Source organism: Actinoplanes sp. DH11 (assembly GCF_020873875.1).
Lineage (GTDB): Bacteria > Actinomycetota > Actinomycetes > Mycobacteriales > Micromonosporaceae > Actinoplanes.
The window spans coordinates 97,993-120,949 of record NZ_JAHWGU010000020.1; the positions used below are offsets into that span (position 1 = coordinate 97,993).

Here is a 22,957-nt window from a genome sequence, read left to right on the forward strand (position 1 = left end):
GCCGTGCGGCGGGGGCATGCCGCACGGCGAGCCGGACCGGATGAGGAGACTGCCGGGGTTACTTCGCTGCGGCGGTGGCCCGTTCCGCGAGGCGGCGCAGCAGGGGTGGGGTGTCGAAGGCGTCCAGTTCGACCTCGATGAAGGCGGGTCGATCGGTTTCGGACGCTGTGGTCAGGGCCTTCGTCAGGTCGGTGGCGGTGGGCGCGTGGTGGTAGTCGGTCTCGGTGCCGGCGAAGGCGGCCACCACGGCGCGCCAGTTCCAGGCGGCGATGTCGTTGTAGGCGGCGTTCGGGCTCTGCAGGGCGCGCTCGATGGTGTAGCCGCGGTTGTTGAGCAGCAGGATGATCGGTTTCAGGCCGGCGGTGACGATGGTGCTCAGTTCCTGGATCGTCATCTGGGCCGCGCCGTCGCCGATCACCAGGACGGGTCGCCGGCCCGGGTCGGCGAGGCCCTGGCCGAGGACGGCGGGCAGCGCCCAGCCGATCGAGTTCCAGATGGGCTGGCCCAGGAAGACGGTGTCCTCGGGGAGCCGCAGGGCGAGAGCGCCCCAGTAGGCGGTCCCGGTGTCGGCGATCAGGGCGGTTCCGGCGGGCAGCCACGACTGCATCTCCGCCCAGAACACGTCCTGGGTCAGCGGCGACCCGTCGACGGCCCCGGCGGAAAGGCCGCCCCCCACGGAAACAGCCCCGGCGGAAAGGCCGGAGACAGCCTCTGCGGAAAGGCCGGAAACAGGCCCGGCGGAAGGGTCGGGAACGGCCCCGGCGGAAAGGTCGCTGCCTGCGGGAACAGCGTCGGCGGGAACGGAGCCGGGAGCGACGCCCGGAGCGACGGCGGGAGCGGAGCCGGGAGCGACGCCCGGAGCGACGGTGGGAGCGGCGGCGGGAGCGGGGAGAAGCTCGGCCAGGGTGGCCATCGCGTCCGGGAAGAGTACGCCGTCGAAGCGCTCGTCACCCACCACGGCCGCCGTCGCCAGGAGTTGGACGGTGTGGGCGTCCGGGCGCCGGTGTGTGAAGAAACCGGTCAGTTCGGCGGTCAGCGTGGTGCCGAGGTGCAGGACCACGTCGGCGTCGGCGACCAGGGCGGCCGGGCCGTCGTCGAGCATGGTGCCGGCGTAGACGCCGGCGGTGCGGCACTCGTCGACGACGGCCTTCGCGGAGAGTTGGGCGACGAACGGTACGCCCGAGGCGGTCATCGTCGTGGCGAGGCTGCTCAGCCCGTACCGTGAGATCAGCTGGCCTCCGATCATGACCGCGCGGGTCGCCGGGGTCAGGAGTTCGCGCACCGCGGCGCGGAAGCGTCCGACGGCGGCCGGGTCGGAGGTGGGGGTGAGTCGTTCGCGCAGCGGCGCCGCCGGGATGCGGTGCAGGGCGAGGTCCTGCGGCACGCTGAGGTAGACCGGTTTACGGTGGGTGAGCGCGGCGAGCAGGATGTCGTCGATCTGCTGGGCGGCGCGTTCGGCGCTGAGCGTCGCCTGGGCGACGGTGACCTCGGCGTACGCGCGGGCGAAGTGCCCGAGATCGCCGTCGGCGAGGGTGTGGTGGACGAGGGCGCCGGCCGTCACGGTGGCGGTGCGTGGCGAACCGACGACGTGGACCACTGCGGCGTCCTCGGCGGAGCTGCCGGCGACCGCGTTGAGGGCGGAGAGCTCGCCCACCCCGTACGTCGTGAGGAGCGCACTCAGGCCGCGCCGCCGCGCGTAGGCGTCCGCCGCGTAGCCCGCGCCCAGCTCGTTGGGGGAGCCCACCCAGCGCAGGCCGTCGACTTCGGCGAGGCCGTCGAGCAGGTTGAGGTTGAAATCGCCGGGTACGCCGAACAGGTGCTCGACCCCGGCCTGGCGCAGGCGGAGTCCGAGGTAGGCGGCGACGGTCACGGTTCCGGCAAAGTCGATCATGCGAAATAGGTTGATCATGAGCCGCAGAGTGCACAACCGAACCGTGAAATCCTGGACAACTTGTACAGCCGGAGGATCTCCGAAACCTGTCACGATGTGCGGATGGTGCACGGCGCGGGGGTTGATCCATTTCGGTGAATATGGGTGTCTTGGCAAGCCTGGCAGCGGGGAGTACGAACAGTTCCGGGAGGACTTTCGATGACCGCTGTCGTTCCACGCCCCGTGCAGACCCGCCGCTGGCCGGTGCGGCGTCAGATCCGGGGCTCGTGGCTTACGCGCACCATCCGGACCACCGACGCGAAACAGATCGGGATCATGTATTTGGTCACGAGTTTCGGGTACTTCGTGGTCGGTGGCGCGATGGCGCTGGTGATGCGCGCCGAGCTGGCCCGGCCGGGCATGCAGGTCCTCTCCCCGGAGCAGTACAACCAGCTGTTCACCATGCACGGCACGATCATGCTGCTGCTGTTCGCGACCCCGATCGTCTTCGCCTTCGCGAACTTCGTCGTGCCGATCCAGATCGGTGCGCCGGATGTGGCGTTCCCGCGGCTGAACTCGTTCGCCTACTGGCTCTACCTCTTCGGTGGGCTGATCGCGGTGAGCGGCTTCCTCACCCCGGGTGGTGCGGCGGACTTCGGCTGGACCGCGTACACGCCGCTGAGCGGTGGTCAGCACTCGCCGGGCGTGGGCGGCAACATGTGGGTGGTCGGCCTGGCCATCTCCGGTCTCGGCACCATCCTCGGCGCGGTCAACATGATCACCACGGTGATCTGCCTGCGGGCACCGGGCATGACCATGTTCCGGATGCCGATCATGACGTGGAACATCCTGCTCACCAGCGTGCTGGTGGTGCTGGTCTTCCCGTTCCTGGCGGCAAGCCTCTTCGCGCTCGGCGCCGACCGGATCTTCGGGGCGCAGGTGTTCAACGTGGAGACCGGCGGGCCGATGCTGTGGCAGCACCTGTTCTGGTTCTTCGGCCATCCCGAGGTCTACATCATCGCGCTGCCGTTCTTCGGCATCATCACCGAGATCGTGCCGGTCTTCAGCCGCAAGCCGGTCTTCGGCTACAAGACCCTGGTCGCCGCGACGATCCTGATCACGATGCTGTCGATGAGCGTCTGGGCGCACCACATGTTCGCCACCGGCCAGGTACTGCTGCCGTTCTTCAGCTTCCTGAGCTTCCTGATCGCCATCCCCACCGGGATGAAGTTCTTCGTCTGGATCGGCACCATGTGGCGCGGCCAGGTCACATTCGAGTCGCCGATGCTGTGGTCGCTCGGCTTCATGGTGACGTTCCTGCTCGGCGGCCTGACCGGGGTGCTGCTCGCCGCCCCGCCGATCGACTTCCACGTGCATGACAGCTATTTCGTGGTGGCCCACTTCCACTACGTGCTGTTCGGCACGATCGTGTTCGCGGTGTTCGCCGGCATCTACTTCTGGTTCCCGAAGATGTTCGGCCGGATGCTCGACGAGCGGCTCGCCAAGATTCACTTCTGGCTGACCTTCATCGGCTTCCACACCACGTTCCTGGTGCAGCACTGGCTCGGTGCCGAGGGCATGCCCCGGCGGTACGCGGACTACCTCCCGAGCGACGGCTTCACGGTGCTCAACATGGTGTCCACGGTCGGCTCGTTCATCCTCGGCATCGCGACGCTGCCGTTCATCTACAACGTGTGGAAGTCGTACAAGGCGGGCGAACTGGTGACCGCCGACGATCCGTGGGGCCATGGCAACTCCCTCGAATGGGCGACGTCGAGCCCGCCGCCGCTGCGCAACTTCGACCGGATGCCGCGGATCCGTTCCGAGCGACCGGCTTTCGACGCCAAGTTCCCGCAGCTTGCGGCCGGTGAGCAGTCCGTGGCCGGTCCGCCCGAGGGTGGCGCCCGCCCGCTCACCGAGGAATCCTCCGGCGGGGCGACCTATCCGGAGGACCGATCGGATCGTTGATTCCGGCGGTGATGCGGTGGTCTATCCCTTTTGCCGCTGTGTGCGGATAGTGAGTCGTACATGTCGTGCCCGTAGCTCCTAAAGGGTGCGTTGCGATGAGAGATCGGACATCTTCCCCACCCGGAAGGGACGCACATGCCGATCGCTCGCCGCCACCACCACCTGCCCCGCCGACGGCGCGCCGCGGAGACCGCAGCAGCCGCCGTCGTGGCCGCGCTCGCCGTCCCGGCGATGCCCGCGACGGCGGCGGCAACGACCCCCGACTGCACGGTCGGACCGTTCACCGCCAGCTCGCAGGCCGACCTCGCCAAGATCACGATGCTCGACCCCGGGCCGCTGCACCGCGAACTGCCCACACTTACCGACGTCCGGCTCGCCTCCTCCCGCGGTGACGCCGACAGCGAGGCGCGGCCGCACAAGAGCGTGGCCACCGCGAAATACGCCGACGCCAAACTGCTCGGCATCCCGCTGACCCGGGCCGCCGCCATCGACAAGGCGCCCCGCAACGGCGGTCCGGCCAGCGTCGACCTCGCCCAGGTCGACGTGTCCGGGCTCGCCACCGTCAAGGCCGGCACCGCGACGGCCGAGGCGACCTGGGAGGACGCGTACCGGTGCGGCAAGGCCGGCCCGCTCACCCGGTCCGCCACCATGCTCGCCGGCTTCTCCGTGCTCGGCGGCTCGCACGGGGTGCCCGCCATCCACGCGATCAACGACCTGACCCACACCTCGCACAAGACCAGCCTGCTGCGGGTCGGCGCGAGCGGCTCCACGCAGAGCGCGACGGACCTGGTGCGGTTGCCGGGCGGGCAGGTCGGCGTACGCGCCGGTGCCGGTGTCACCCTCGGTGACCTGAGCCTCTTCGGCGGCAGCCCGCAGGAGATCGGCATCAAGGTGGTCAACCAGCCGACGCTGGAGGCGGTCGCCGCGAGCGACCGGCGGCACTCCACGGTCGACTACCGGCCGGCGATGCTCGAGATCAGCTCCGGCGGCAAGGTGGTCACCACCCTGAAGGAGGCCGGCGCCGACGTCTCGCTGAGCCTGATCGGCGGCCTCGACAAGCACAAGGGCTCCGCGCTCGAGGTGCGCCTGTCGCTGGGCAGGGCCACTTCGGACATCGGCAAGCGTACGGTCAGCGCCGAGGCCGCCACCCTCCGCGTCGAGGTCAAAATCGGTCAGGCGCACCTGCTGGACGTCGCGCTCGGCCGGCTGAAGGTCTCCGCCTGCGCGCCCGCCGCCGGCAAGTCGTCACGCGGGGACCACGGCGGATACCAGTCGTCGTCGGCCTCCGCCGCCGCTTCCGCGTCGCCCGCGCCCGCGTCGTCCGCGCCCGTCACGTCCCGTCCGGGCGCGGCCACGCCTGCCGTTCCGCGCCCGGTCAAGCCGCAGCCGTCGGCGTCGGCCTCGCGCTCGGCGTCCCCCAAGCCCTCGGTCACTCCGGTCGCGCTGGGTGAGCCCCTTCCTGGCGACGGGGGTACGGGCGGCGGCGCGCTCGCGCTCACCGGCGCCAACGTGACTGTGCTCGGTATCGGGGGAGTCGCGCTGGTGCTGTTCGGGACGGTCGCGCTGCCGCTCGGCCGTCGCCGCCGGAGCGCCTCGGGGAGCTGACAAGCTCCGCTCCGGTGGTCACCGACCCCGGCCGGCCCGGCCGTCGTCCCGGGCCGGCCGGGGTCCGGCCCGTTCTTCGGGCGGGCTCCCGCCGTCCTGTTGATCGTGGGCCGCGGCTCCGCCGTCCGGCCCGTTGATCTTGGGGCGGGCGGCTCTCCGGTTCGGCGGTCGTGCCGCCCTAGACTGGTGGGGTGCGGCCGCAGAATCCTCCCTCCCGGGACTCGATCCACCGGGCGGCGACCGAGTTGTTCGTCCGGGACGGCTTCGCGAGCACCACGGTCCGGGCCATCGCCGCCGCCGCGGGGTGCGACCCGGCGCTGGTGATCCGCCACTTCGGATCCAAGGAAGCCCTCTTCCTCGCCGCCGTCCCGGTGTCACAGGAACTGCCCCGGATCCTGGCCGGGCCGATCGATTCGCTCGGGCGGAAACTGGTCCAGTTCGTGCTCGACGCGTCCGACACCGCGGCCGCCGGGGTCTACCGCGCGATGCTGACCGCCTCCGACCGGCCCGAGATCAAGGACCGGTTGCGGGCCTCGATGCACGACGTGTTCGTGGCACCGCTCGCCGGCCGGATCGGCGGCACCCACCCGGAACTCCGCGCCCGCCTGGCCGCCGCCCAGTTCACCGGGCTGATCAACGCGTACTGGCTGGTCGCTGATCCGGTGCTGACCCGCGCCGACCGGCAGGCGATCGTCGCACTCTACGGAGACGCGATCCAGCGACTGCTGGACAGCGACGACCCGGCCGTCTGATCAGCCGGAACCCGAAACCGGGCCGCCGCCCACAGCCCGAAACTGCCGCGCGCGGCTCTGGCTGATCGTTTCCGGTCACCGGCGCGGCTGATGCGGATCCGGCCCGTCGTCCGGGGGGTGCGGACCCGCCTGCGGCTGCCGGTCCGGTGGCGGTGGGTGGGGGCTGGTGACGGTGCCGGGCGAAGACCCAGCCGCGCAGCAGCACGTAGCGCAGGGCGCCGATCAGGCTGCCGGTCAGGGCCAGGATCAGGGCCTCCGTCAGCGACGACGGGTGCGGGCCGGCGAGGCCGGCGAACCAGGGCGCCACCGCCAGATTGGCCAGGTAGACGGCGACCGAGGTGAGCCCGGCCTCCCAGTGCAGCCGCCCGACGGCCGAGGTCCGCACGTTGAACGTGACCCGGCGGTGCGCCTCGGTGTTGAGCGGCGTGATGGCGAGCAGGGCGATCCAGCTGGCCCAGGTCGCCGGTGCGACGCCGCGCACGGTCACGTAGACGATGGTCTGCAGCACCGTGCTGAGGGCGCCCACCAGCATGAACCAGAAGAGCTGGCGGTACAGCGGGGCGAGCCGTGGCATGACTGAACGCTTTCGGACTGCGATGGTTACCGTCGTAGTGTCAACAATGTTGACGACCGGTGTCAACGTTGTTGATGGCGTGACGCCTGTTACCCGTACGCCCGGGGTGTGGTCCTGTGGGCCCGCTGTTTTCGCTGGTGGGAGCGGGGGTGTTGCCATGATTGCGGGCTGGTGGGGCGGCAGACTGCAACCTGTCCGTGATCGGACAGGGGCGGGCGGTCCGTGCGGGTACATATCCGGAGCGGGACGGCGTGCGGAGAGGGCGGCCGATGGGCACGGACAAGTGGTACGGGGTGGCCGGTGCGACACTCGGCGCGTGGCGGGACCGTCTGATCGCTTTCAGCCATAGTCTGCACGACGAGCCGGAGGTTGCCTTCGCCGAGCACGCCTCGGCGGCCAAACTCGCCGATCTGATGCGATCGGCCGGGTTCAAGGTGGTCGAGGCGGCCGGGGGTCTGCCGACGGCGCTCACCGCGACCTACGGTGAGGGTGATCTGACGATCGGGTTGTGCGCGGAGTACGACGCGCTGCCCGGAATCGGTCACGGCTGCGGCCACAATGTCATCGCCGCGACGTCGGCGGGAGCGGCGATCGCGCTGATGGCCGCCGCCGACCGGTACGGGTTCCGCGTCACACTCCTCGGCACGCCCGCCGAGGAGACCGGCGGCGGCAAGCAACTGCTGCTGGAACGCGGCGTCCTCGACGACGTGACCGTCGCGATGATGGCGCACCCCGGTCCGATCGACGCCGCCGGCGCTCGCGACACCACGCAGGCCTGCACCCGTTTCGCAGTGACCTATCGCGGTCAGCCGGCACACGCCGCCGCCGCGCCGTGGGACGGTGTCAACGCGGCCGACGCGGCGGTCGTGGCGCAGGTCGCGATCGGTCTGCTGCGTCAGCAGTCGGCGCCGTATGCCCGCATTGCCGGATTCGTCCGCAGCGGCGGCGCGACGACGAACATCATCCCGGCGGAGTGCGTCCTGGAGTACGAGGTGCGCGCGCCCGACGCCGACCGGCTGGACGCGCTGCGGGACCGGGTGTACGACTGCTTTCGCGCCGGCGCCCTGGCGACCGGCGCGAGCGTCGAGTTCCGCCGCACCGGGCCGGACTACCTCGACCTGCGCAACGATCCCTGGCTGATGGAAACGTACGCCGGTCATCTGCGCTCGTTCGGCCGCATCCCGGTGACCCTGCCGGCCGGGTCCGGAACGGCCTCGACGGATATGGGCAACATCAGTCACGTGATCCCGTCGATCCACCCGATGATCGGCCTGCGCGGCGCGGCGGCGCTGCCGCACACGCACGAGTTCGCCCTGGCCGCGCGGTCGGTGGCGGCGGACGAGGCGATCGTCGAAGGGGCGGGCCTGCTGGCGCGGACCGCGATCGATCTCGCCCGGGACCCGAGGCAGCGCACCGCCTACGTGGCGCTGCGGCGCTGACCGGGTGCGGGGCGCAGCGGCTAGGTGGCGCAGACCGCTCCGCCCCGCACCGGTTATGCCGCGCTGCGGCGCTGACCGGTTCGCAGGAAGTCGGTGAACGTGCGGGCCGGGGTCCAGCCCTGGGCGCGCGCCCGGCCGATGTCCAGGATCATCGGCGTCGTGAGCTGCTCCACCGCGTACCGGGAGAGTGCCGGCTCGCGACCCGTCAGCCGGGCCGCAGCGGTCGCCGCCGCCGCCACCGCACGGACCGCGCCGATCGGCACGTGCCGCACCGGAACGCCCAGCGCCGCGCCGACGATCTCGTCGCGGCGGTAGGCGACCGCGTCCGCGATGTTGTAGGCGCCCGCCGGCCACGCGGCCGCGGCCAGGCACGCGTCGGCCAGGTTCGCCACGGCGGTCAGACTGAGCGGGATGTCCGGCCCGGGCAGCAGGACGCGCCCGCCGCGGACCGCCCGGCGCAGGCGGGGCAGCAGATGCGGATCACCCGGCCCGTAGACCGCCCGCGGCCGCAACACCACCGCACCGGCTGCGAGGGCCAGCCGTTCCCCGGCCGCCTTGGTGCGGCCATAAGCGGTCATGCCACCGAGCGGATGATCCTCCCGGACCGGTTCCGGCCCGGGCGTGGCGTAGACGCTGGCGCTGCTCACCCAGACCACCCGGCGATCACCGGCGGATGCCAGCAGCCGGGCGGTGCCGTCGACGTTCACGGCGCGGAACGCGTCCTCGGCGGCGTGGCCGGGCGGGGGGTCACCCACCGCTGCCGCGAGATGCAGGACGAGATCGGTTCCGGTCAGATCGGGTGCTGTACGGGCGGCATCCCAATACCGGTGCTCACCCGCCGGCCCGGGTCGCCGGCCCAGGCAGACCACCGTGGCACCGGCCTCGGTCGCGGCCCGGACGACCGCGCTGCCACAGAACCCACTGGCCCCGGTGACCGCGATCCGTACGCCGCGCAACCCGCTCACCGCCGGCCGTCCGGGGTGGCGTGTGTGCCGGGGTCGGGGGATGCAGGGATTCGGCGGTCCGGGGTGGCGTGCGTGCTGGGGCTGGGCGATGCCGGGATCCGGCCGCCCGCGGGCATGGTGCGGCTCATCGGGTGGCCTCGACGATCAGGGACGACCAGCCGGGCAGGGCGCTGCGGCGGTCGGGCCGGGCCTTGACGACGACCGGGCGGTGCGGGGCGAGCGCTGCCAGGGTGTCCGCCATCTGTACGCGGGCCAGCCGCGCGCCGGGGCAGGCGTGCGGGCCGGCGCCGAAGACGAGCTGGGCGGTGCGGTCGGGTGCCGGGTGGGCCGGGTCCGGGTCGGTGCGATGGGCGTCCACGGCGTGCCGGGCCACCAGGATCAGCCGGTCACCGGCGTGGACGGGACAGCCGTCCGCGGTGCTGGCCCCGGCGGCGACCCGGGGCAGGAGGGGGGTTGGCACGGTGACCCGGAGGATCTCGCTGACCAGGGCGTCCAGGGCCGTTTCGGCGTAGGGCCAGAGGCCGGCGTCGGCACACCAGGCGGCGGCGCGCGGCAGTGCGGCGACAGTGGTGTTGATCGCGGCCACGGCGAGCATGGCAGCCAGGCCGTCGTCACCCGCAGATCTGGAGCTGAGCGCTGACCTGGAGCTGGGCGCTGACCTGGAGCTGAGCGCAGATCTGGGGCTGGGCGCGGGCCGGGATGCGGGCTCGGGGCTGGTTGCGCGTGCGTGGGCGAGCAAGGCGTTCAGGCTGGTGGCGGCCTTCTCGGCGGCGCGGCGGGAGCCGGGGCGGGGAAGGCCTGGCAGGTGTTCGCGGGCGCCGGCGGCTGCCGCGTGCCGGGCTGCCGCGGCCAGTTGGCCGCCGTCGACGCGGGCGCCGAGCAAGGCTGCCGCGGTGGTGCCGGCGAGGTCGGCGGCGACGTCGACGAGGTCGATACGGCCGCCTTCGGACAGCGGGGCCAGGCGGTCCGCGAGCACGGCGGTCCAGGTCGGGCGCAGCCGGGCCACGCCGTCGGCGCCGAGGGCGTCGGCCAGGGAGCGGCGGGTGCCGCGGTGGTCGTCGCCGTCCTGGTCGAAAAGGAGCCCGCCGCTGGTCAGGCGTCCGGCCGCGCCGCCGGTGGTGCCCTCGGCGGTGCGGTCCAGGGGTACCCGGAGCAGGCCGTCCAGGTAGGCCTCGCGGGAGTGGACGAGCACGGTGCGGCCCAGCCGGGTCGCCGGCGCGCGGCGGGTGGCGGCGAGCAGGGCGAAGAGCAGCGGGTGCGAGGCGAGGTAGACCTGCCGGTCGCGGCGGCGGGCGCGGCGTAGCGCGGCCGGCGAGCCGGTCGCCGGGCGAGCGACGCTCATCGGGCGGGAACCTTCGGGGTCATCGGACGTGGACGTCGGTGGGGGAGACGGGGCGCCACCGGCGGTCCCAGTACCAGAGCAGGGTGCGACGCGGGCCCCAGGCGCGCAGCCGGCGCAGGCTGGCCTCGACGACCAGGTCCTCGGCGCGGACGATGCGGTCGGTGTGCCGCCGGGCGCGGTTCAGCAGGGTGACGTCCTCGGAGCCGGCTTCCAGGGGTTCGCGTTCGGTGCCGCCGCAGCGGAGGTAGAGCTGGGCGGTCAGGGCCAGGTTGTGGCCGTGCACCAGGACGTACGGGGTGCGGTAACCGGCGGCGCGGTGGGCCCGGCGGTACCGGCCGTAGACCGCGGCGAGGCGCACCGCTGCCGGGAAGACGACCCGTTCGGCCCAGGTGGGGTGCTCGTCGCGGCGTGGGACGCTGCGGCCGCAGACCATGTCGGCGCCGGCGGTGATGTACGCCCGGGCCGTCGCCACCCAGTCGGCGGCCGGCCGGCAGTCGGCGTCGGTGCGGGCCAGCAGGGTGGCGCCGGTCGCGATGGCGTGCCGGAACCCGGTGTCGGCGGCGGTGCCGGCCCCCGGCGCCGGTTCGGTGACGACCTCGACCGGGAACGGCGCGGTGGCCGCGAACCGGCGCACCACGCCGGCGGTGCCGTCGGTGGAGGCGTTGTCGACGACGACGAGGCGGAACCCGGTGTCGGACTGCGCGGCGAGCGCGGCGAGGGTGCCACCGATCGACGAGGCCTCGTCGAAAGCCGGAACGATCACGGCGAGAACGTGGCCCGAAGCGATGGCGGCGGGTACGTGGCCCGAAGCGAGGGCGGCGGGGTCCGGCGCGCTCATCGGCGGCCCCCGGAGGAGGAGCCGGCGGCGAGCCGCGCTGCCGCCGCCCGGTCGGGTTTGCGGGACCGGCCCGCCAGCGGGACCTGACCGAAGATGATCCGGTCCGGGCGGGCCGCGCCCATCCGGCGCAGCGGCTCGCGCAGGGCGGCCTCGACCGACGCCCGATCGGCCCCCGGTGACGTCTCGATCAGGGCGACCACCTGTTCGTCGCCGTCGCCCGCGGGGACGCCGACGAGCACGGCCAGCGACACCCCGGGCACGTGGAGGGCGGGTTCGTAGAGGCCGGGATAGATGTTCTCGGCGCGTCGCAGGATCATGTCCTTGCTGCGGCCGGCGAGGACCACGTGCCGCCCGTCGAGGCGCGCGACGTCGCCGGTGGCGACCCACTCGTGCGGTTCGGCACCCAGGTAGCGGTCGCAGACCCCCGCCCCGGCGAGAAGGAGCTGACCGGTTTCGTCGAGTGTGGCCCGTACGCCGGGAAGGAGCTCGCCGACCGCGTCGCCGTCGCCGCCGAACGCGGCCTTCTCGGTCGCGGAGATCGCGGCCGCGGGGAAGACCTCGGTGAGCGCGTAGACGCCCCAGGCCTGGTCGGCACCGGCCGCCCGGACCCGGTTCAGCAGGGTCGCCGAGACCGGCGCGGAACCGCTGTAGACGCTGCCGGTGAACGGCACGCCGGCGTGGAGCGCGGCGCGCAGCTGCGGCGGCGTGAGGTAGGTGGCCTGCGGGCGCAGGCCGGTGACCTGCCGGGCGAGCGCCTGCGGCCGGCGCGCGGGCAGCGCCACCGGTGCGCCGGCGGCGAGCGACGGCAGCATCACGAAGAAGGTGCCGCCCAGGACGGGTACGCCGGGACGCGGCCGGACCAGCTCGGCGACCGCGCGCAGGCCGGTGTCGAGGCCGGCGCGGGTGTGCACCACGGCGCGTGGGCTGCTCGTCGTGCCCGAGGTGAAGATGATCACCGCGTCGCCGTCGCCGTCGTAGGTGGGCGACGGCCCGTGCACCTGCCGCATCGCCGGCGCGTTGCCGGGCATCCGGCGGCCCACCGTGACGGTCGGTGCCAGCGCGGCCAGGTCGGGCAGCGCCAGCCCGGCACGGCGGGCCAGCGGCGCGGCCCAGCCGGCGACCGCCTGGGCGGCCGCGTCCGCGACGATCAGGCGGGGGCGGGCCAGCGCGAGGCGGGCGGTCAGCACATCCGGCCCGGCGTTCGGGTCGAGCACGGCGACCCGGACACCGAGGCGGTACGCGGCCAGCACGATCGCGAGGGCCCGTGGCCCGGGTCGCACCGCGAGCCCGAGCAGGTCACCGGGGTGCAGGCCGCGGGCGTGCAGCGCGGCGGCGTACCCGTCGCGCAGGGCCGCCAGGTCGCCGCGGGTGACCGTGCGGCGGCCGCGGATCAGTGCCGGGGTGTCGTCGCCGGGCCGCAGGCCGGCCGCGAGCCGGTCGAGGGTCATCGCGGGTCCGGGGTCAGGGGGCCGCTGCCCCGGTCGAGGTACCACCGCGCGGTCCGGACCACCCCGTACGCGCGGATCCGGCGCGTCGAGTTCTCCACCACCATGGCCCGGCTCCGGGTGATCGACGTGGTCGTCCGGCGGACCCGGTTCAGGAACAGCCGGTCCGTCGGGGACGGCCGCCGGGGCATGCCGCCGCACTGCTCGTAGAGGCCGGCGGTGATCGCCATGTTGTTGCCGGCGTGCATCCGGTAGGGCGCCAGGAACGCGTCGTCGCGGTGCGCCGGTCGCAGCCGGCCGAAGAGCGCGGCGATCGCGACGAGCCCGGCGAAGAAGGCCCGGCCGGCCGGGCCGTGCTCGTCGCGGCGCGCGGTGATCCGGCCGCACACCATCGCGGCGCCGCCGGCTAGGGCGGCCCGGGCGGCGGCCACCCAGCCGGGCCGGGGCAGGCAGTCCGCGTCGGTCCGGGCGAGGAGCACGGCCCCCGCGGCGATGGCGTGCCGGAAACCGCTGTCGACCGCGCAGCCGACCCCCTTCTCCGGCTCGGTGAGCACGTGCACCGGGAACGGCGCGCCGGGACGGAACGCGTCCACCACCCCGGCCGTGCCGTCCGTCGAGCCGTTGTCGACCACCAGCAGCGTGAACGCGGTGTCGGTCTGCGCGGCGAGGGCGTCCAGGGTGGCGCGGATCCGGGCCGCCTCGTTGTACGCCGGGACGACCACCCACAGCGGCGTGCTCACGACCGCTCCCAGACCATCGTCATCAGGCTGACGCCACCACCGAGGCCGACCAGCAGCACCCGGTCGCCGGTGGCGAGTCCGGGGTGCACCCGGGCCAGCTGCACGCCGAGGGTGGCGCTGGCCATGTTGCCGAGACCGCTGACGGTGACCTCCAGCTTCTCCCGGGGCACGCCGGTGACCTCGACGAAGCGGTCCAGGTAGGGCAGCGTCACCTGATGTACGAGGATCTTGGCGTACTCCTCGAGTTCGAGGCCGGTGCGGCCGCATACCCGATCGAGGATGCCGGCGCCGACCTTCTCGAAGACGCCGCGCAGCCGGTGCCCGTCACCGGCGAAGTAGGTGTGCTCGTCGCCGCGCGGATGCCGGGAGCCGCCGCCCGGGATGCCGCCCGCGGTCCAGTGCTCGGAGTGGGTCTCGGTGTCGATGTCCAGGATGCCGCCGCGCTCCACCGGTTCCAGCACCACCGCCGCGCCGGCGTCCCCGAACGTGTAACCGGCGAACGACCTTCGCGCCTCGGCCAGGCCGGCGTCGAGCCGCATCGCCCGGGTCGGTGTCTCGCCGGTGACCACCAGCGCGCGCCGGGCCCGGCCGGCCAGGATCATCGAACGGGCCAGGTCGATGCCGTTGACGAAGCTGTTGCACGCGTTCGTGACGTCCAGCGCGTGTGCCCGGCTGCCCAGTGCGGCCTGGACGATGTGCGCGGTGGCCGGTTCCACCATGTCGCGGGTGGCCGAGGCGAAGAGCAGCAGGTCGATCTCGAGCGGGTCCAGGCCGGCGTCTTTGAGGGCGGTACGGGCGGCGTGCAGGCCCAGCGTCGACGCGTACTCGCCGGCGCCCGCGACGCGACGCCGCTCGATGCCGGTGAGCCGGGCGAACAGACCGCGCGGCAGCCGTGCCGCGACCCGGTGCTGCAGCTCGGCGGTGGTGACCTCGTGCTCCGGGAGGTGCGCGCCCACCCCGGTGATGCCGACCCGCATGTAAGGCGCCAACTCCCACTCGTCGATCAAGTGGTTCATTGTGCAGTCCGCGGGCGAACGGCGTCCATCGGCCGGAGCTGAGGGTCGCCGTCACCGATCCGCCGGGGCGACCATGCCGGAACAGCTATTTCCGGTCGGCGGTCCGGCCGGGTCCGGGCGCGGAGGTGCCGATTTCCGCGGCGGTCCGGGGCAGCGTGGCCGGCCGGGCGAACGGGTCCGCGAGCGGGCCGAGCAGGGCCGGTGCGGCCGTGGCGGGCTGTGCGGCCGCGGCGGGCCGGGCGGCGGGTGGCGGTGCCCCGCTGGAACGGGTACCGACGGTGACGGCGGTGAGCAGGGCGAGCAGGGTGACGACCACGAGGGCGGCGATCAGGCGGTGCCGCAGCGAGGGCCGGCCGGGTTCCGCCGCGTCGACCGAGCGGCCGAGCGCGTTGCCGGTGCCGGCCTGGTCGCCGGAGTCGGGCCGGGTGCCGGCATCCGCCAGGTTCCCGGAGCCGGGCGGGTTGCCGGCGTCCGCGGGCACGGACTCGGCCGGACCGGGGTCGCGCGGGGCGGGGACGACGGGTGCGGCCTGGGCCAGGCGTTCGGCGGCGGTGGCCTCGCGGGCGGCCGCCGGCACGCGGCGGTGCGGCAGCAGCCGCGTCCACCAGTGGTCGTCCCGGCGCGGCGGTTTGATGCCGGCGACCCGGCGGAGCCGCGTCTCGAGCTCGGCGGCGCCCATCCGGTCGGCCGGATCGCGGCGGAGCAGACCGGTGAGGATCGGGGTGAGCGGCCCGGCGAGGCGGGTCGGGTCGGGGTCGCTGTCGGCGAGGGCGCGCAGCACGGCGGTGGTGCTGGACCGCACGTACGGCGGGCGGCCCTCCACCGCGTGGTAGAGCGTCGCGCCGAGTGACCACAGGTCGGCCGCGACCGTGGACCGGTGCTCGAAGAGCCGTTCCGGGGCGATGAACTTCGGCGAGCCGAGCACCACGCCGGCGTCGGTGAACGCTTCGATCCCGGCGGTCGTGACGGCGGGACCGAAATCGGTCAGGACCACCCGGTCGTCGTCGCCGATGAGCACGTTGCCGGGTTTGACGTCGAGGTGCAGCACGCCGGAGCCGTGCGCGGCGGTCAGCGCGGCGAGCAGCGCGAGGCCGATCGTGGCGACCCGCTGGGCCGGCAGTGGCCCGTCGCTCTCGACGACCTCCTGCAGGGAGCGGGACGGCACGTATTCCATGACGATCCAGTGACCGTCGCCGTCGGGGCAGACCTCGAGGGTGTGTATCAGGTGCCGGTGCCGGACCCGGGCGGCAGCCCTGGCCTCGGGGTATGCCCACTCGCGGACCACGTCCCGCTGTGCCGGCCCGAGACCTTCGGGGATGGTGCAGTGCTTGACGGCGACCTCGCGGGGCGTGCCGGTCCGATCGTCGGTGGCGAGCCAGACGCGGCTCATCCCGCCGTCGGCCAGCGGGCGGACGATCCGATAGCGCCCGGCGACGACCTCTCCCACCGGAATCATGCCGTCACCTCGGTTGTGGACGCTCACAGAAGGCACAGTCGACGCTACTAAACCGGAGCCGTGGCGCGACTGTCGGATATCAGGTGGAGCACGGGGATGACGATCGCTCGGCCGAGACCGGGGACGGGTGTGGGGCCCGTCCGATGGTGACCCTGGGCAATCATCTGGTTATTCACTGTAATCAAACTCGGGCACGGCGAGAAGCGGGCTGTACGGCCGGCGGGTGGGCACGCCAGCAGAGTAGGTGGCGGTGCGCCGCGCCGGTACCGAGTGTCGCGCTGCTCACCGCCGGTGCCGCCGGTGTGCCCACGCTCCCGCGGTGAGCCGAAAATTCCTCTGTGGAGGTCCACATGATGGGATGCCGGTCCGGCGGGTGATGTCGACCGGCCGGAACCGCGTCGCGTTCCGAGAATTCGACGTTGGTGACATTCTCGTTACCGGCTAGTAACGTCAGTTGCCGGTAGCAGAGGGGGACGAGGTGCTGTACGGAGCCCCGGCCACGCGGAGACGAGACGCCCAGCGCAACCGTGCGGCCATCCTGGAAGCCGCGAGCGAGGTGCTGACCGGCAGCGGCGAGATCGCCCTGATGCCGGAGATCGCCCGCCGTGCCGGAGTCGGGCAGGCCACCCTCTACCGGCACTTCGCCGACCGGCACACCCTGCTCGCCGGGGTCATCGCCTACCAGCTGGAGCGGCTCGAAGCGGCAGCCGAGCAGACAGACTTCCGCCGCCTGCTCAGCGAGACGCTGCATTCCCTGACCGCGCACCCCGGCCTGGTCCGGCTGGCCGGCCGGCTCGACCCGGCGATGCAGGTCCGCTACCTGCGGCGGCTCGTCGCGGCGTTCGCGGTGCCGCTGTGCCGGGCCCGGGAACGTGGTGAGGTGCGGCCCGACCTGGAGCTGGAGGACCTGGGCCTGCTGTTCGCGATGGTCCAGGGCGCGGTCGAGAAGAACGGCGACCCGGGCCGCTCGATCGCGATCATCCTGGACGGCGTCTTCCGGGACTGACCGGTCCGCCGCGGTGCGCCGCGGTGGCCCGACCCGGTTCCGCTCAATTCCGGGCCCGCCCTGCCGATTCGGGAGGCGTGCGGAGTCCAGCTGTCGACGCGGCCGAGCGGGCGGAACTGGAGCGACTCCGCCAGGTCGTCGCCACCGGGCCGACCGGCCTCGTCGGGATCGACGAGGCCGGGCTGGTGACCATGTGGAACCCGGCCGCCGTCACCCTGCTCGGCTGGCCGTCCGAGGAGATCGTCGGCAAGCCGCTGATCGAGACGGTGATCCCCGAGGAGCTCCGGGAGGCGCACGCCGCCGGGATGGCGCGGTACCTCTCCACCGGCCACCCCGTGGTGATCGGCCAGCCGGTGAACCTGCCGGCCCTGCACCGCGACGGCCGGCGAATCGACGTCGAGCTGATCATCTGGCCCTCCTGGGTGCGGGGGCAGCGGCACTTCTACGCCTTCCTGCGGGACACCTCGGCACAGCGGGCCTCCGAGGAACGCCTCCAGCGACAGGCGATCCTGCTGGAGCTGATCCCGGCCGCGATCATCGTGCGCGACCTCGACGGCACGATCCAGTGGTGGAACAACGGTGCCGGCGAGCTCTACGGCTGGTCCCGCTCGGCGGCCCGCGGCAAGCTGACGCACCGGCTGCTCGGCACCACATTCGCCGGCGACGGGTCGATCGCGGAGCAGACCGAGGCCCTCACCCGGGACGGCCGCTGGGAAGGTCAGGTGCAGCACCTCACCGCGACCGGCCGGACACTCACCGTCCTCAGCCGTCAGGTCCTGCACCGCATCGCCGGCTCGGACGGGCCACCCCAGGTGCTGGAGATCAACACCGATATCACCGCGGCCCGTGCCGCCGAGCAGGCCCTCGCCCTCAACGAGCAGCGGTTCCGGGCCCAGTTCACCGACTCCGCCGCCGGCCAGGTGATCCGTGCCCTGGACGGCACCCTGATCGCGGTGAACAAGGCGTTCGCCGCGATGGTCGGCCGCCACCCCGAGGATCTCGTCGGCCGCAACGTCGACGAGGAGCTGATGAGACCCGAGGACCGGCGCGTAGCCCACCACCGGATCGCCGCGCTCTTCGCCGGCGAGGCCGACTCCTACATCCAGGAACTGCGGGTCCGCCACGCCGACGACCGCTGGGTCGACCTGGAATCCACCGTCTCCGTGGTCCGGGACCCCGACGGCCGTCCCCGGCACCTGATCATCGTCTGCACCGACATCTCCGCCCGCCGCGCCGCCGAACGCGCCCGTGACCAGGCTGCCGCCGCCCTCGCCGAGCGCAACGCCGAACTCGAGACGGCCGACCAGCTCAAACTCGACATCATCGGGATGCTCGGCCACGAGATCAGCAACCCGCTCTCGGCCATCATCGGGTACAGCGACCTGCTCGCCGACGAACTCGCCGAGGACACCCCGCACGGCCACGCGGTGGCCGTCATCGGCCGCCACGCCCAGCGCCTGGACGACATCGTCCGCGAGGTGCTCGCCATGGTCACCATCGACACGGGCAACCTTCACGCGGTACGCCGGACGATCTCCCTGCGCTCGGAGGTGCACCAGATCCTGGAGGCCGACGGCAGCGCCCACATCCCGGTCACCGGGGACGACGCCGACATCCTGTTCCATCCCGGCCACCTCCAGCAGATCCTGGTGAACCTGCTGTCCAACGCCGCCAAGTACGCCGGTGGCGTCACCGGCATCGACATCCGCGCCGAGACCGGTCGTGTCCTCATCCGCCTGGCCGACAACGGGCCGGGCGTACCCGAGGAGTTCCGCCCGCACCTCTTCGACCGCCTCACCCGGGCCGGCGGCACCGCGTCCACGGTGAAGGGGACCGGGCTGGGCCTCTACATCGTGCGGAACCTGGCCCGCGCCAACAACGCCGAGGTGCACCACGAACCGAACCCCGGCGGCGGCTCCCTGTTCGTCCTGGCCGCCGAACCGGCCTGACGGGCCCGCCGGCCTGACGGGCCCGCCGGCCAGGCCGGGTCGCAGGCGTTTCCGGGGTCTGCGCGGGGGGAAACACCACCGCGTCGGTGATAAGCCGGACCTACCCGGGCCCGGGCTCGACGATCGCTCCCGCGGTGGTGTCCGGGGTACCGGGCGGGCCGGGCAGCGGCGGCGGGTGTGGTGAACCGGTAGCCTGAGAACTTCGCATTTGCGAAAGCGAAAACAGCGAAGGAGTTGATTTCCGCCGTGGGCGGATACGGATGGCAAGTTGTCCTTGTCATAGTGCTTGTGCTGCTCAATGCCGCTTTCTCCGGCAGCGAGATGGCTCTGATCTCCCTGCGGGAGAGCCAGTTGCAGCGCCTCGAGAAGCAGTCACGCACCGGCCGGACACTGGCCAAGCTGGCGCGGGATCCGAACCGGTTCCTGGCGACCATTCAGATCGGGATCACGCTGGCCGGCTTCCTGGCCTCGGCGGCCGCGGCGGTCTCGCTGGCGCAGCCGCTGATCAAGCCGCTGAGCTTCTTCGGCTCGGCGGCGGAAACGGTCGCGATCGTCCTGGTCACGATCGTGCTGACGTTCTTCACCCTGGTGGTCGGTGAGCTGGCGCCGAAGCGGATCGCGATGCAGCGCGCCGAGGGCTGGGCCATGGTGGTGGCCCGGCCGCTCGACGTCATCGCGACGATGAGCCGGCCGGTGATCTGGCTGCTGGGCAAGACCACCGATCTGGTGGTCCGGCTCTCCGGTGGCGACCCGAACGCCGGGCGGGAGGAGGTCAGCACCGAGGAGATCCGCGACATGGTCGCGCAGCAGCAGGACTTCACCGCCGAGCAGCGCACCATCATCAGCGGCGCCTTCGAGATCGCCGACCGGATCCTGCGCGAGATCCTGGTGCCCCGCCGCGACGTGCTGATCCTGCCGGCGGAGACACCCTCCGCCGAGGCCATGGACCTGCTTGTCGCCGGCGGGCACTCCCGGGCGCCGGTGACCGGGACGATGGGCCTGGACGACGTGCTCGGCGTGGTCCACCTGCGGGACCTGATCGGCGCCGAGGGGCCGGTGCGCGATCACATGTTCAACCCGCTCTTCCTGCCGGAGACGCTGAAGGTGTCCGACGCGATGCGGCAGATGCGCGCCCAGCACCAGCAGTTCTCCCTGGTCGTGGACGAGCGCGGCGCCATCGACGGCATCGTGACGATGGAGGACCTGGTCGAGGAGGTCGTGGGCGAGATCTACGACGAGACCGACCGGGACGTGCAGTCGGTGGTCCGCGAGGACGACGGGTCGATGCTGCTGCCCGGCACCTTCCCGATCCACGACCTGCCGGACATCGGCGTCGACCTCGAGGAGGTCGACGCCGGGGACTACACCACCGTCGCCGGCCTGGTGCTGGCCCGGCTCGGCCACATCCCCACCGAACCGGGTGAGGAGGTCGTGATCGACGGCCACACCGCCGAGGTCGTGGAGATCACCGGGCGGGCCATCACGAAGCTGCGGCTGCGCCCGCTGGCCGAGGTGCCGGCGGCCGAGGACGCCTCGGTCTGACCGCAAGACCGCATCCCCGCCCGGCCGGGCGGGGATGCGGTGCGGGACACATCACGTGCGGTCGCGGGCCGGTCGGACCCGCCCTACGCTGCGCACGTGTCCATGATCATCGCGCTTGCGCTGCTCGGTGCGGTGCTCACCTTCGCGGTCGTCCGGCCGCGCGGGCTTCCCGAGGCCGCCGCCGCGGTGCCCGCGGCGGCGCTGGTCGTCCTGGCCGGTCTGGTCTCCCCGGCGGCGGCTCTCTCCGAGGTACGCGAACTCGCACCGACCGTGGCCTTCCTGGCAGCGGTCCTGGTGCTCGCGTTCACGGCGGAGCGGCACGGCGTGTTCGGCTACGTCGGCGCGATCGTGGCCCGGACCGGCCGGGGACGGCCCCGCCGGCTGCTCGGCGGGGTCTTCGGCGCGGCCGCGCTGACCACCGCCGTGCTCAGCCTGGACGCCACGGTGGTGCTGCTCACCCCGGTCGTCTTCGCGGTCGCGGCGCGCGCCGGTGTCCGGCCGCGTCCGCACGCCTACGCCTGCAACCACCTGGCGAACTCGGCGTCGCTGCTGCTGCCGGTCTCCAACCTGACGAACCTGCTGGCGTTCGCGGCCAGCGGCCTGACCTTCGCCGGGTTCGCGGCACTGATGGCCGCGCCCTGGATCGCGGTGATCGCGGTCGAGTTCCTGATCTTCCAGTTCTTCTTCGCGCGCGACCTGGGCACCCCGGCCACCAAGGAGCCGGCGCCGCCCGGTCCGGCGCCGCGCTACGCACTCACGGTCCTGACCGCCACCCTGCTCGGCTTCGCCGGGCTGCAGCCCCTCGGTGTGGAACCGGCCTGGGTGGCGTTCGCCGGCGCCGCCGCCCTGGCCGTGCCGCTGCTGCGCCGCCGCGCCCTGGCCTCGCGGGAACTGCTGGCCGAGGCGAACCCGGCGTTCTGCGCGTTCGTGCTGGCCCTGGGCGTGGTGGTGCGCGCGGTCCGGGACAACGGGCTCGGCGGCTGGGTGGACGGCCTGGTGCCCCAGCACACCGACCTGCTGAGCCTGCTCGGCGCCGCGGTGCTGGCGGCGGTCCTGGCCAACCTGCTGAATAACCTGCCGGCCACGCTGGTGCTGCTCCCGGCCGTGTCGTCGTCGCCGGGACTGCTGCTGGCCGTGCTGATCGGCGTCAACATCGGGCCGAACCTGACCTACGTGGGCTCGCTCGCGACCCTGCTGTGGCGGCGGATCCTGCACACCCGGGACGCCGCCCCGAAGACCTCCGAGTTCGCGGCGCTCGGCGCGCTGACGGTCCCGGTCGGCCTGGTCGCCGCCGTGACCGCGCTCTGGGCGGGCCTGCACCTGTCCGGTGCGTGAGCGGTCAGATACCGCCGGAGTCCGGCCAGAACTCTACGGGCCGTTCGGCGAAATCGCCGTTCGCGACGACGTCCGCCAGCGACGAGTCGTATGTGGCGAGCACCTCCTCGCCGAACAACGCCACCGCCTCGGCCGCCGACGACGCTGCGCCTGCACCTGTATTTGCACCCGCACCCGCACCTGCCGCCGCCGCACCTGCCGCCGCCGCTGAGGTCGCACCCGCCGCCGCTCGGGTCCGCGCCGCCTGGACGGTCGCCTCCCCAGCGGGGGATGTGCCGCTGCGGGCGTTGACGATGTACACCACCCCGGCCATGGTCCGGTAGCCCAGGTAGTAGCGGACCAGCAGCACGAGCGTCGCCGGAACCCACCCGTCGGTGGCGACCAGTGCCACGGCGACCGGCCAGCTGAGCAGGGCGAGAAGCAACGGCCAGTGGGTATGCGGCCCCCGCGGGAACCGGTCGCTCATATCGACCGTGTGGTACAGCCCGGCGGCCTCCAGGCGGTCGACGACGGCCTGAATCGCCTCGCCCAGGCCGGCCGGCCGCCGGTTGGCGTCCCGGTGCAGCGACGCCAGGTCGAGCTCCCTCTGCGCGGCGGCGTGCAGCACCCGGGCCATCGGGTCCGCGTCCGGCGGCAGCGGGCCGGAAGCCCGCTGCAGGCGCGAATCACCCCACGTGAACCCGTCGCGCTGGGCCAGCGCGCCGGCCTGACGCAGTTGGAAGACCGTCACCAGCAGACTTCGCCGCTCACCCTCGGCGAGATAGCCGAGCTCCACCGGGGACACGCCGGGCTTCGGCAGCCGGGGCAGACGGGCGTCGTACTCGTCGAGGGCTGCCTTGGCGGCCCGCGCCTGCCGATGGCCGGCAGCCAGCTCGAGCCGGTACACGGCCACGGCGAGCGCCGCGAAGCCCAGCACCGCGGCCACCGAGCCGACGTCGTCGAAGCCCGGACCGGGCCGATGCCACACGATCAGGGCGATGAGCAGCGGAAAGCCGAGGGCGGCGAGGAGGAACGACAGTCGGCGCAGGATTCTCACGGGGAGTGAATCGACAGTGGACGGACCGTCACGCTGCGGCATGCCTGTCAATGTAACGGTCGCCACCGCGCACCCGCAG

The 22,957-nt window shown here is 73.0% G+C and carries 18 protein-coding genes; 8 read left to right on the forward strand and 10 right to left on the reverse strand.

Annotated elements, in window-relative coordinates:
• Positions 1 to 58: 58 nt before the first annotated feature.
• Complete coding sequence (locus LPA41_RS26885) at positions 59 to 1,891, reverse strand: alpha-keto acid decarboxylase family protein (RefSeq protein ID WP_229073674.1); 1,833 nt, start codon at positions 1,889 to 1,891, stop codon at positions 59 to 61.
• 198 nt (positions 1,892 to 2,089) lie between these two features.
• On the opposite strand from LPA41_RS26885, the gene ctaD reads away from it, so the two are divergent.
• From ctaD to LPA41_RS43065, 3 genes are all read left to right on the forward strand, one after another.
• Positions 2,090 to 3,838, forward strand: a complete 1,749-nt coding sequence (gene ctaD / locus LPA41_RS26890) for a cytochrome c oxidase subunit I (RefSeq protein WP_229073675.1) — start codon at positions 2,090 to 2,092, stop codon at positions 3,836 to 3,838.
• A gap of 135 nt (positions 3,839 to 3,973) precedes the next feature.
• The gene (locus LPA41_RS26895) at positions 3,974 to 5,443 is read left to right on the forward strand and encodes a hypothetical protein (protein WP_229073676.1); all 1,470 of its coding nucleotides are present in this window, start codon (positions 3,974 to 3,976) and stop codon (positions 5,441 to 5,443) included.
• Between the two features lie 191 nt (positions 5,444 to 5,634).
• The gene (locus tag LPA41_RS43065; RefSeq protein ID WP_229073677.1) at positions 5,635 to 6,195 is read left to right on the forward strand and encodes a TetR family transcriptional regulator; all 561 of its coding nucleotides are present in this window, start codon (positions 5,635 to 5,637) and stop codon (positions 6,193 to 6,195) included.
• Here the strand turns inward: LPA41_RS43065 and LPA41_RS26905 are convergent.
• Positions 6,077 to 6,769 (reverse strand): GtrA family protein, encoded by a 693-nt coding sequence (locus LPA41_RS26905; protein ID WP_229073678.1) that lies wholly within the window; start codon positions 6,767 to 6,769, stop codon positions 6,077 to 6,079. The genes LPA41_RS43065 and LPA41_RS26905 overlap by 119 nt on opposite strands.
• A 269-nt stretch (positions 6,770 to 7,038) precedes the next feature.
• On the opposite strand from LPA41_RS26905, the gene LPA41_RS26910 reads away from it, so the two are divergent.
• A complete protein-coding gene (locus LPA41_RS26910; protein WP_229073679.1) occupies positions 7,039 to 8,208 on the forward strand; it encodes an amidohydrolase in 1,170 nt (389 codons plus the stop codon).
• A gap of 53 nt (positions 8,209 to 8,261) precedes the next feature.
• Here LPA41_RS26910 and LPA41_RS26915 read toward each other — a convergent pair whose 3' ends face one another.
• The 7 genes from LPA41_RS26915 to LPA41_RS26945 all read right to left on the reverse strand — a co-directional run bounded on the left by LPA41_RS26915 (position 8,262) and on the right by LPA41_RS26945 (position 16,010).
• Positions 8,262 to 9,173 carry an NAD-dependent epimerase/dehydratase family protein gene (locus tag LPA41_RS26915; protein ID WP_229073680.1) on the reverse strand — a complete coding sequence of 304 codons (912 nt, stop codon included), beginning with the start codon at positions 9,171 to 9,173 and terminating at the stop codon, positions 8,262 to 8,264.
• Between the two features lie 124 nt (positions 9,174 to 9,297).
• A complete protein-coding gene (locus tag LPA41_RS26920; protein ID WP_229073681.1) occupies positions 9,298 to 10,515 on the reverse strand; it encodes a cytochrome P450 in 1,218 nt (405 codons plus the stop codon).
• A gap of 19 nt (positions 10,516 to 10,534) precedes the next feature.
• A complete protein-coding gene (locus tag LPA41_RS26925) occupies positions 10,535 to 11,278 on the reverse strand; it encodes a glycosyltransferase family 2 protein (protein ID WP_229073682.1) in 744 nt (247 codons plus the stop codon).
• Positions 11,279 to 11,349: 71 nt separating this feature from the next.
• On the reverse strand, positions 11,350 to 12,801 hold the full coding sequence (locus LPA41_RS26930; protein ID WP_229073683.1) for a class I adenylate-forming enzyme family protein: 1,452 nt from the start codon (positions 12,799 to 12,801) through the stop codon (positions 11,350 to 11,352).
• The gene (locus tag LPA41_RS26935) at positions 12,798 to 13,538 is read right to left on the reverse strand and encodes a glycosyltransferase (RefSeq protein ID WP_229073684.1); all 741 of its coding nucleotides are present in this window, start codon (positions 13,536 to 13,538) and stop codon (positions 12,798 to 12,800) included. Before LPA41_RS26935 ends, LPA41_RS26930 begins: the two co-directional genes overlap by 4 nt.
• Positions 13,535 to 14,545: a 3-oxoacyl-ACP synthase III family protein gene (locus LPA41_RS26940; protein ID WP_229073685.1), complete on the reverse strand. Its 1,011-nt coding sequence runs from the start codon at positions 14,543 to 14,545 to the stop codon at positions 13,535 to 13,537. Before LPA41_RS26940 ends, LPA41_RS26935 begins: the two co-directional genes overlap by 4 nt.
• Before the next feature lie 94 nt (positions 14,546 to 14,639).
• On the reverse strand, positions 14,640 to 16,010 hold the full coding sequence (locus LPA41_RS26945; RefSeq protein WP_229073686.1) for a serine/threonine-protein kinase: 1,371 nt from the start codon (positions 16,008 to 16,010) through the stop codon (positions 14,640 to 14,642).
• 478 nt (positions 16,011 to 16,488) lie between these two features.
• On the opposite strand from LPA41_RS26945, the gene LPA41_RS26950 reads away from it, so the two are divergent.
• From LPA41_RS26950 to LPA41_RS26965, 4 genes are all read left to right on the forward strand, one after another.
• Complete coding sequence (locus LPA41_RS26950; RefSeq protein ID WP_229073687.1) at positions 16,489 to 17,016, forward strand: TetR/AcrR family transcriptional regulator; 528 nt, start codon at positions 16,489 to 16,491, stop codon at positions 17,014 to 17,016.
• Between the two features lie 77 nt (positions 17,017 to 17,093).
• Positions 17,094 to 18,965 carry a PAS domain S-box protein gene (locus tag LPA41_RS26955; protein WP_229073688.1) on the forward strand — a complete coding sequence of 624 codons (1,872 nt, stop codon included), beginning with the start codon at positions 17,094 to 17,096 and terminating at the stop codon, positions 18,963 to 18,965.
• A 246-nt stretch (positions 18,966 to 19,211) separates the two neighbouring features.
• Positions 19,212 to 20,507 (forward strand): hemolysin family protein, encoded by a 1,296-nt coding sequence (locus LPA41_RS26960; RefSeq protein ID WP_229073689.1) that lies wholly within the window; start codon positions 19,212 to 19,214, stop codon positions 20,505 to 20,507.
• A 96-nt stretch (positions 20,508 to 20,603) separates the two neighbouring features.
• A complete protein-coding gene (locus tag LPA41_RS26965; RefSeq protein ID WP_308036619.1) occupies positions 20,604 to 21,842 on the forward strand; it encodes an SLC13 family permease in 1,239 nt (412 codons plus the stop codon).
• Between the two features lie 4 nt (positions 21,843 to 21,846).
• On the opposite strand, the gene LPA41_RS26970 is transcribed toward LPA41_RS26965, so the two are convergent.
• The gene (locus LPA41_RS26970) at positions 21,847 to 22,878 is read right to left on the reverse strand and encodes a hypothetical protein (RefSeq protein WP_229073690.1); all 1,032 of its coding nucleotides are present in this window, start codon (positions 22,876 to 22,878) and stop codon (positions 21,847 to 21,849) included.
• Positions 22,879 to 22,957 lie beyond the last annotated feature (79 nt).

Excerpts from the sequence above, each read along its gene's own strand:
- LPA41_RS26885 (WP_229073674.1), bottom strand. The coding sequence starts at position 1,891 with ATGATCGACTTTGCCGGAACCGTGACCGTCGCCGCCTACCTCGGACTC.
- ctaD (WP_229073675.1), top strand. The coding sequence starts at position 2,090 with ATGACCGCTGTCGTTCCACGCCCCGTGCAGACCCGCCGCTGGCCGGTG.
- LPA41_RS26895 (WP_229073676.1), top strand. The coding sequence starts at position 3,974 with ATGCCGATCGCTCGCCGCCACCACCACCTGCCCCGCCGACGGCGCGCC.
- LPA41_RS26905 (WP_229073678.1), bottom strand. The coding sequence starts at position 6,769 with ATGCCACGGCTCGCCCCGCTGTACCGCCAGCTCTTCTGGTTCATGCTG.
- LPA41_RS26910 (WP_229073679.1), top strand. The coding sequence starts at position 7,039 with ATGGGCACGGACAAGTGGTACGGGGTGGCCGGTGCGACACTCGGCGCG.
- LPA41_RS26920 (WP_229073681.1), bottom strand. The coding sequence starts at position 10,515 with ATGAGCGTCGCTCGCCCGGCGACCGGCTCGCCGGCCGCGCTACGCCGC.
- LPA41_RS26930 (WP_229073683.1), bottom strand. The coding sequence starts at position 12,801 with ATGACCCTCGACCGGCTCGCGGCCGGCCTGCGGCCCGGCGACGACACC.
- LPA41_RS26945 (WP_229073686.1), bottom strand. The coding sequence starts at position 16,010 with ATGATTCCGGTGGGAGAGGTCGTCGCCGGGCGCTATCGGATCGTCCGC.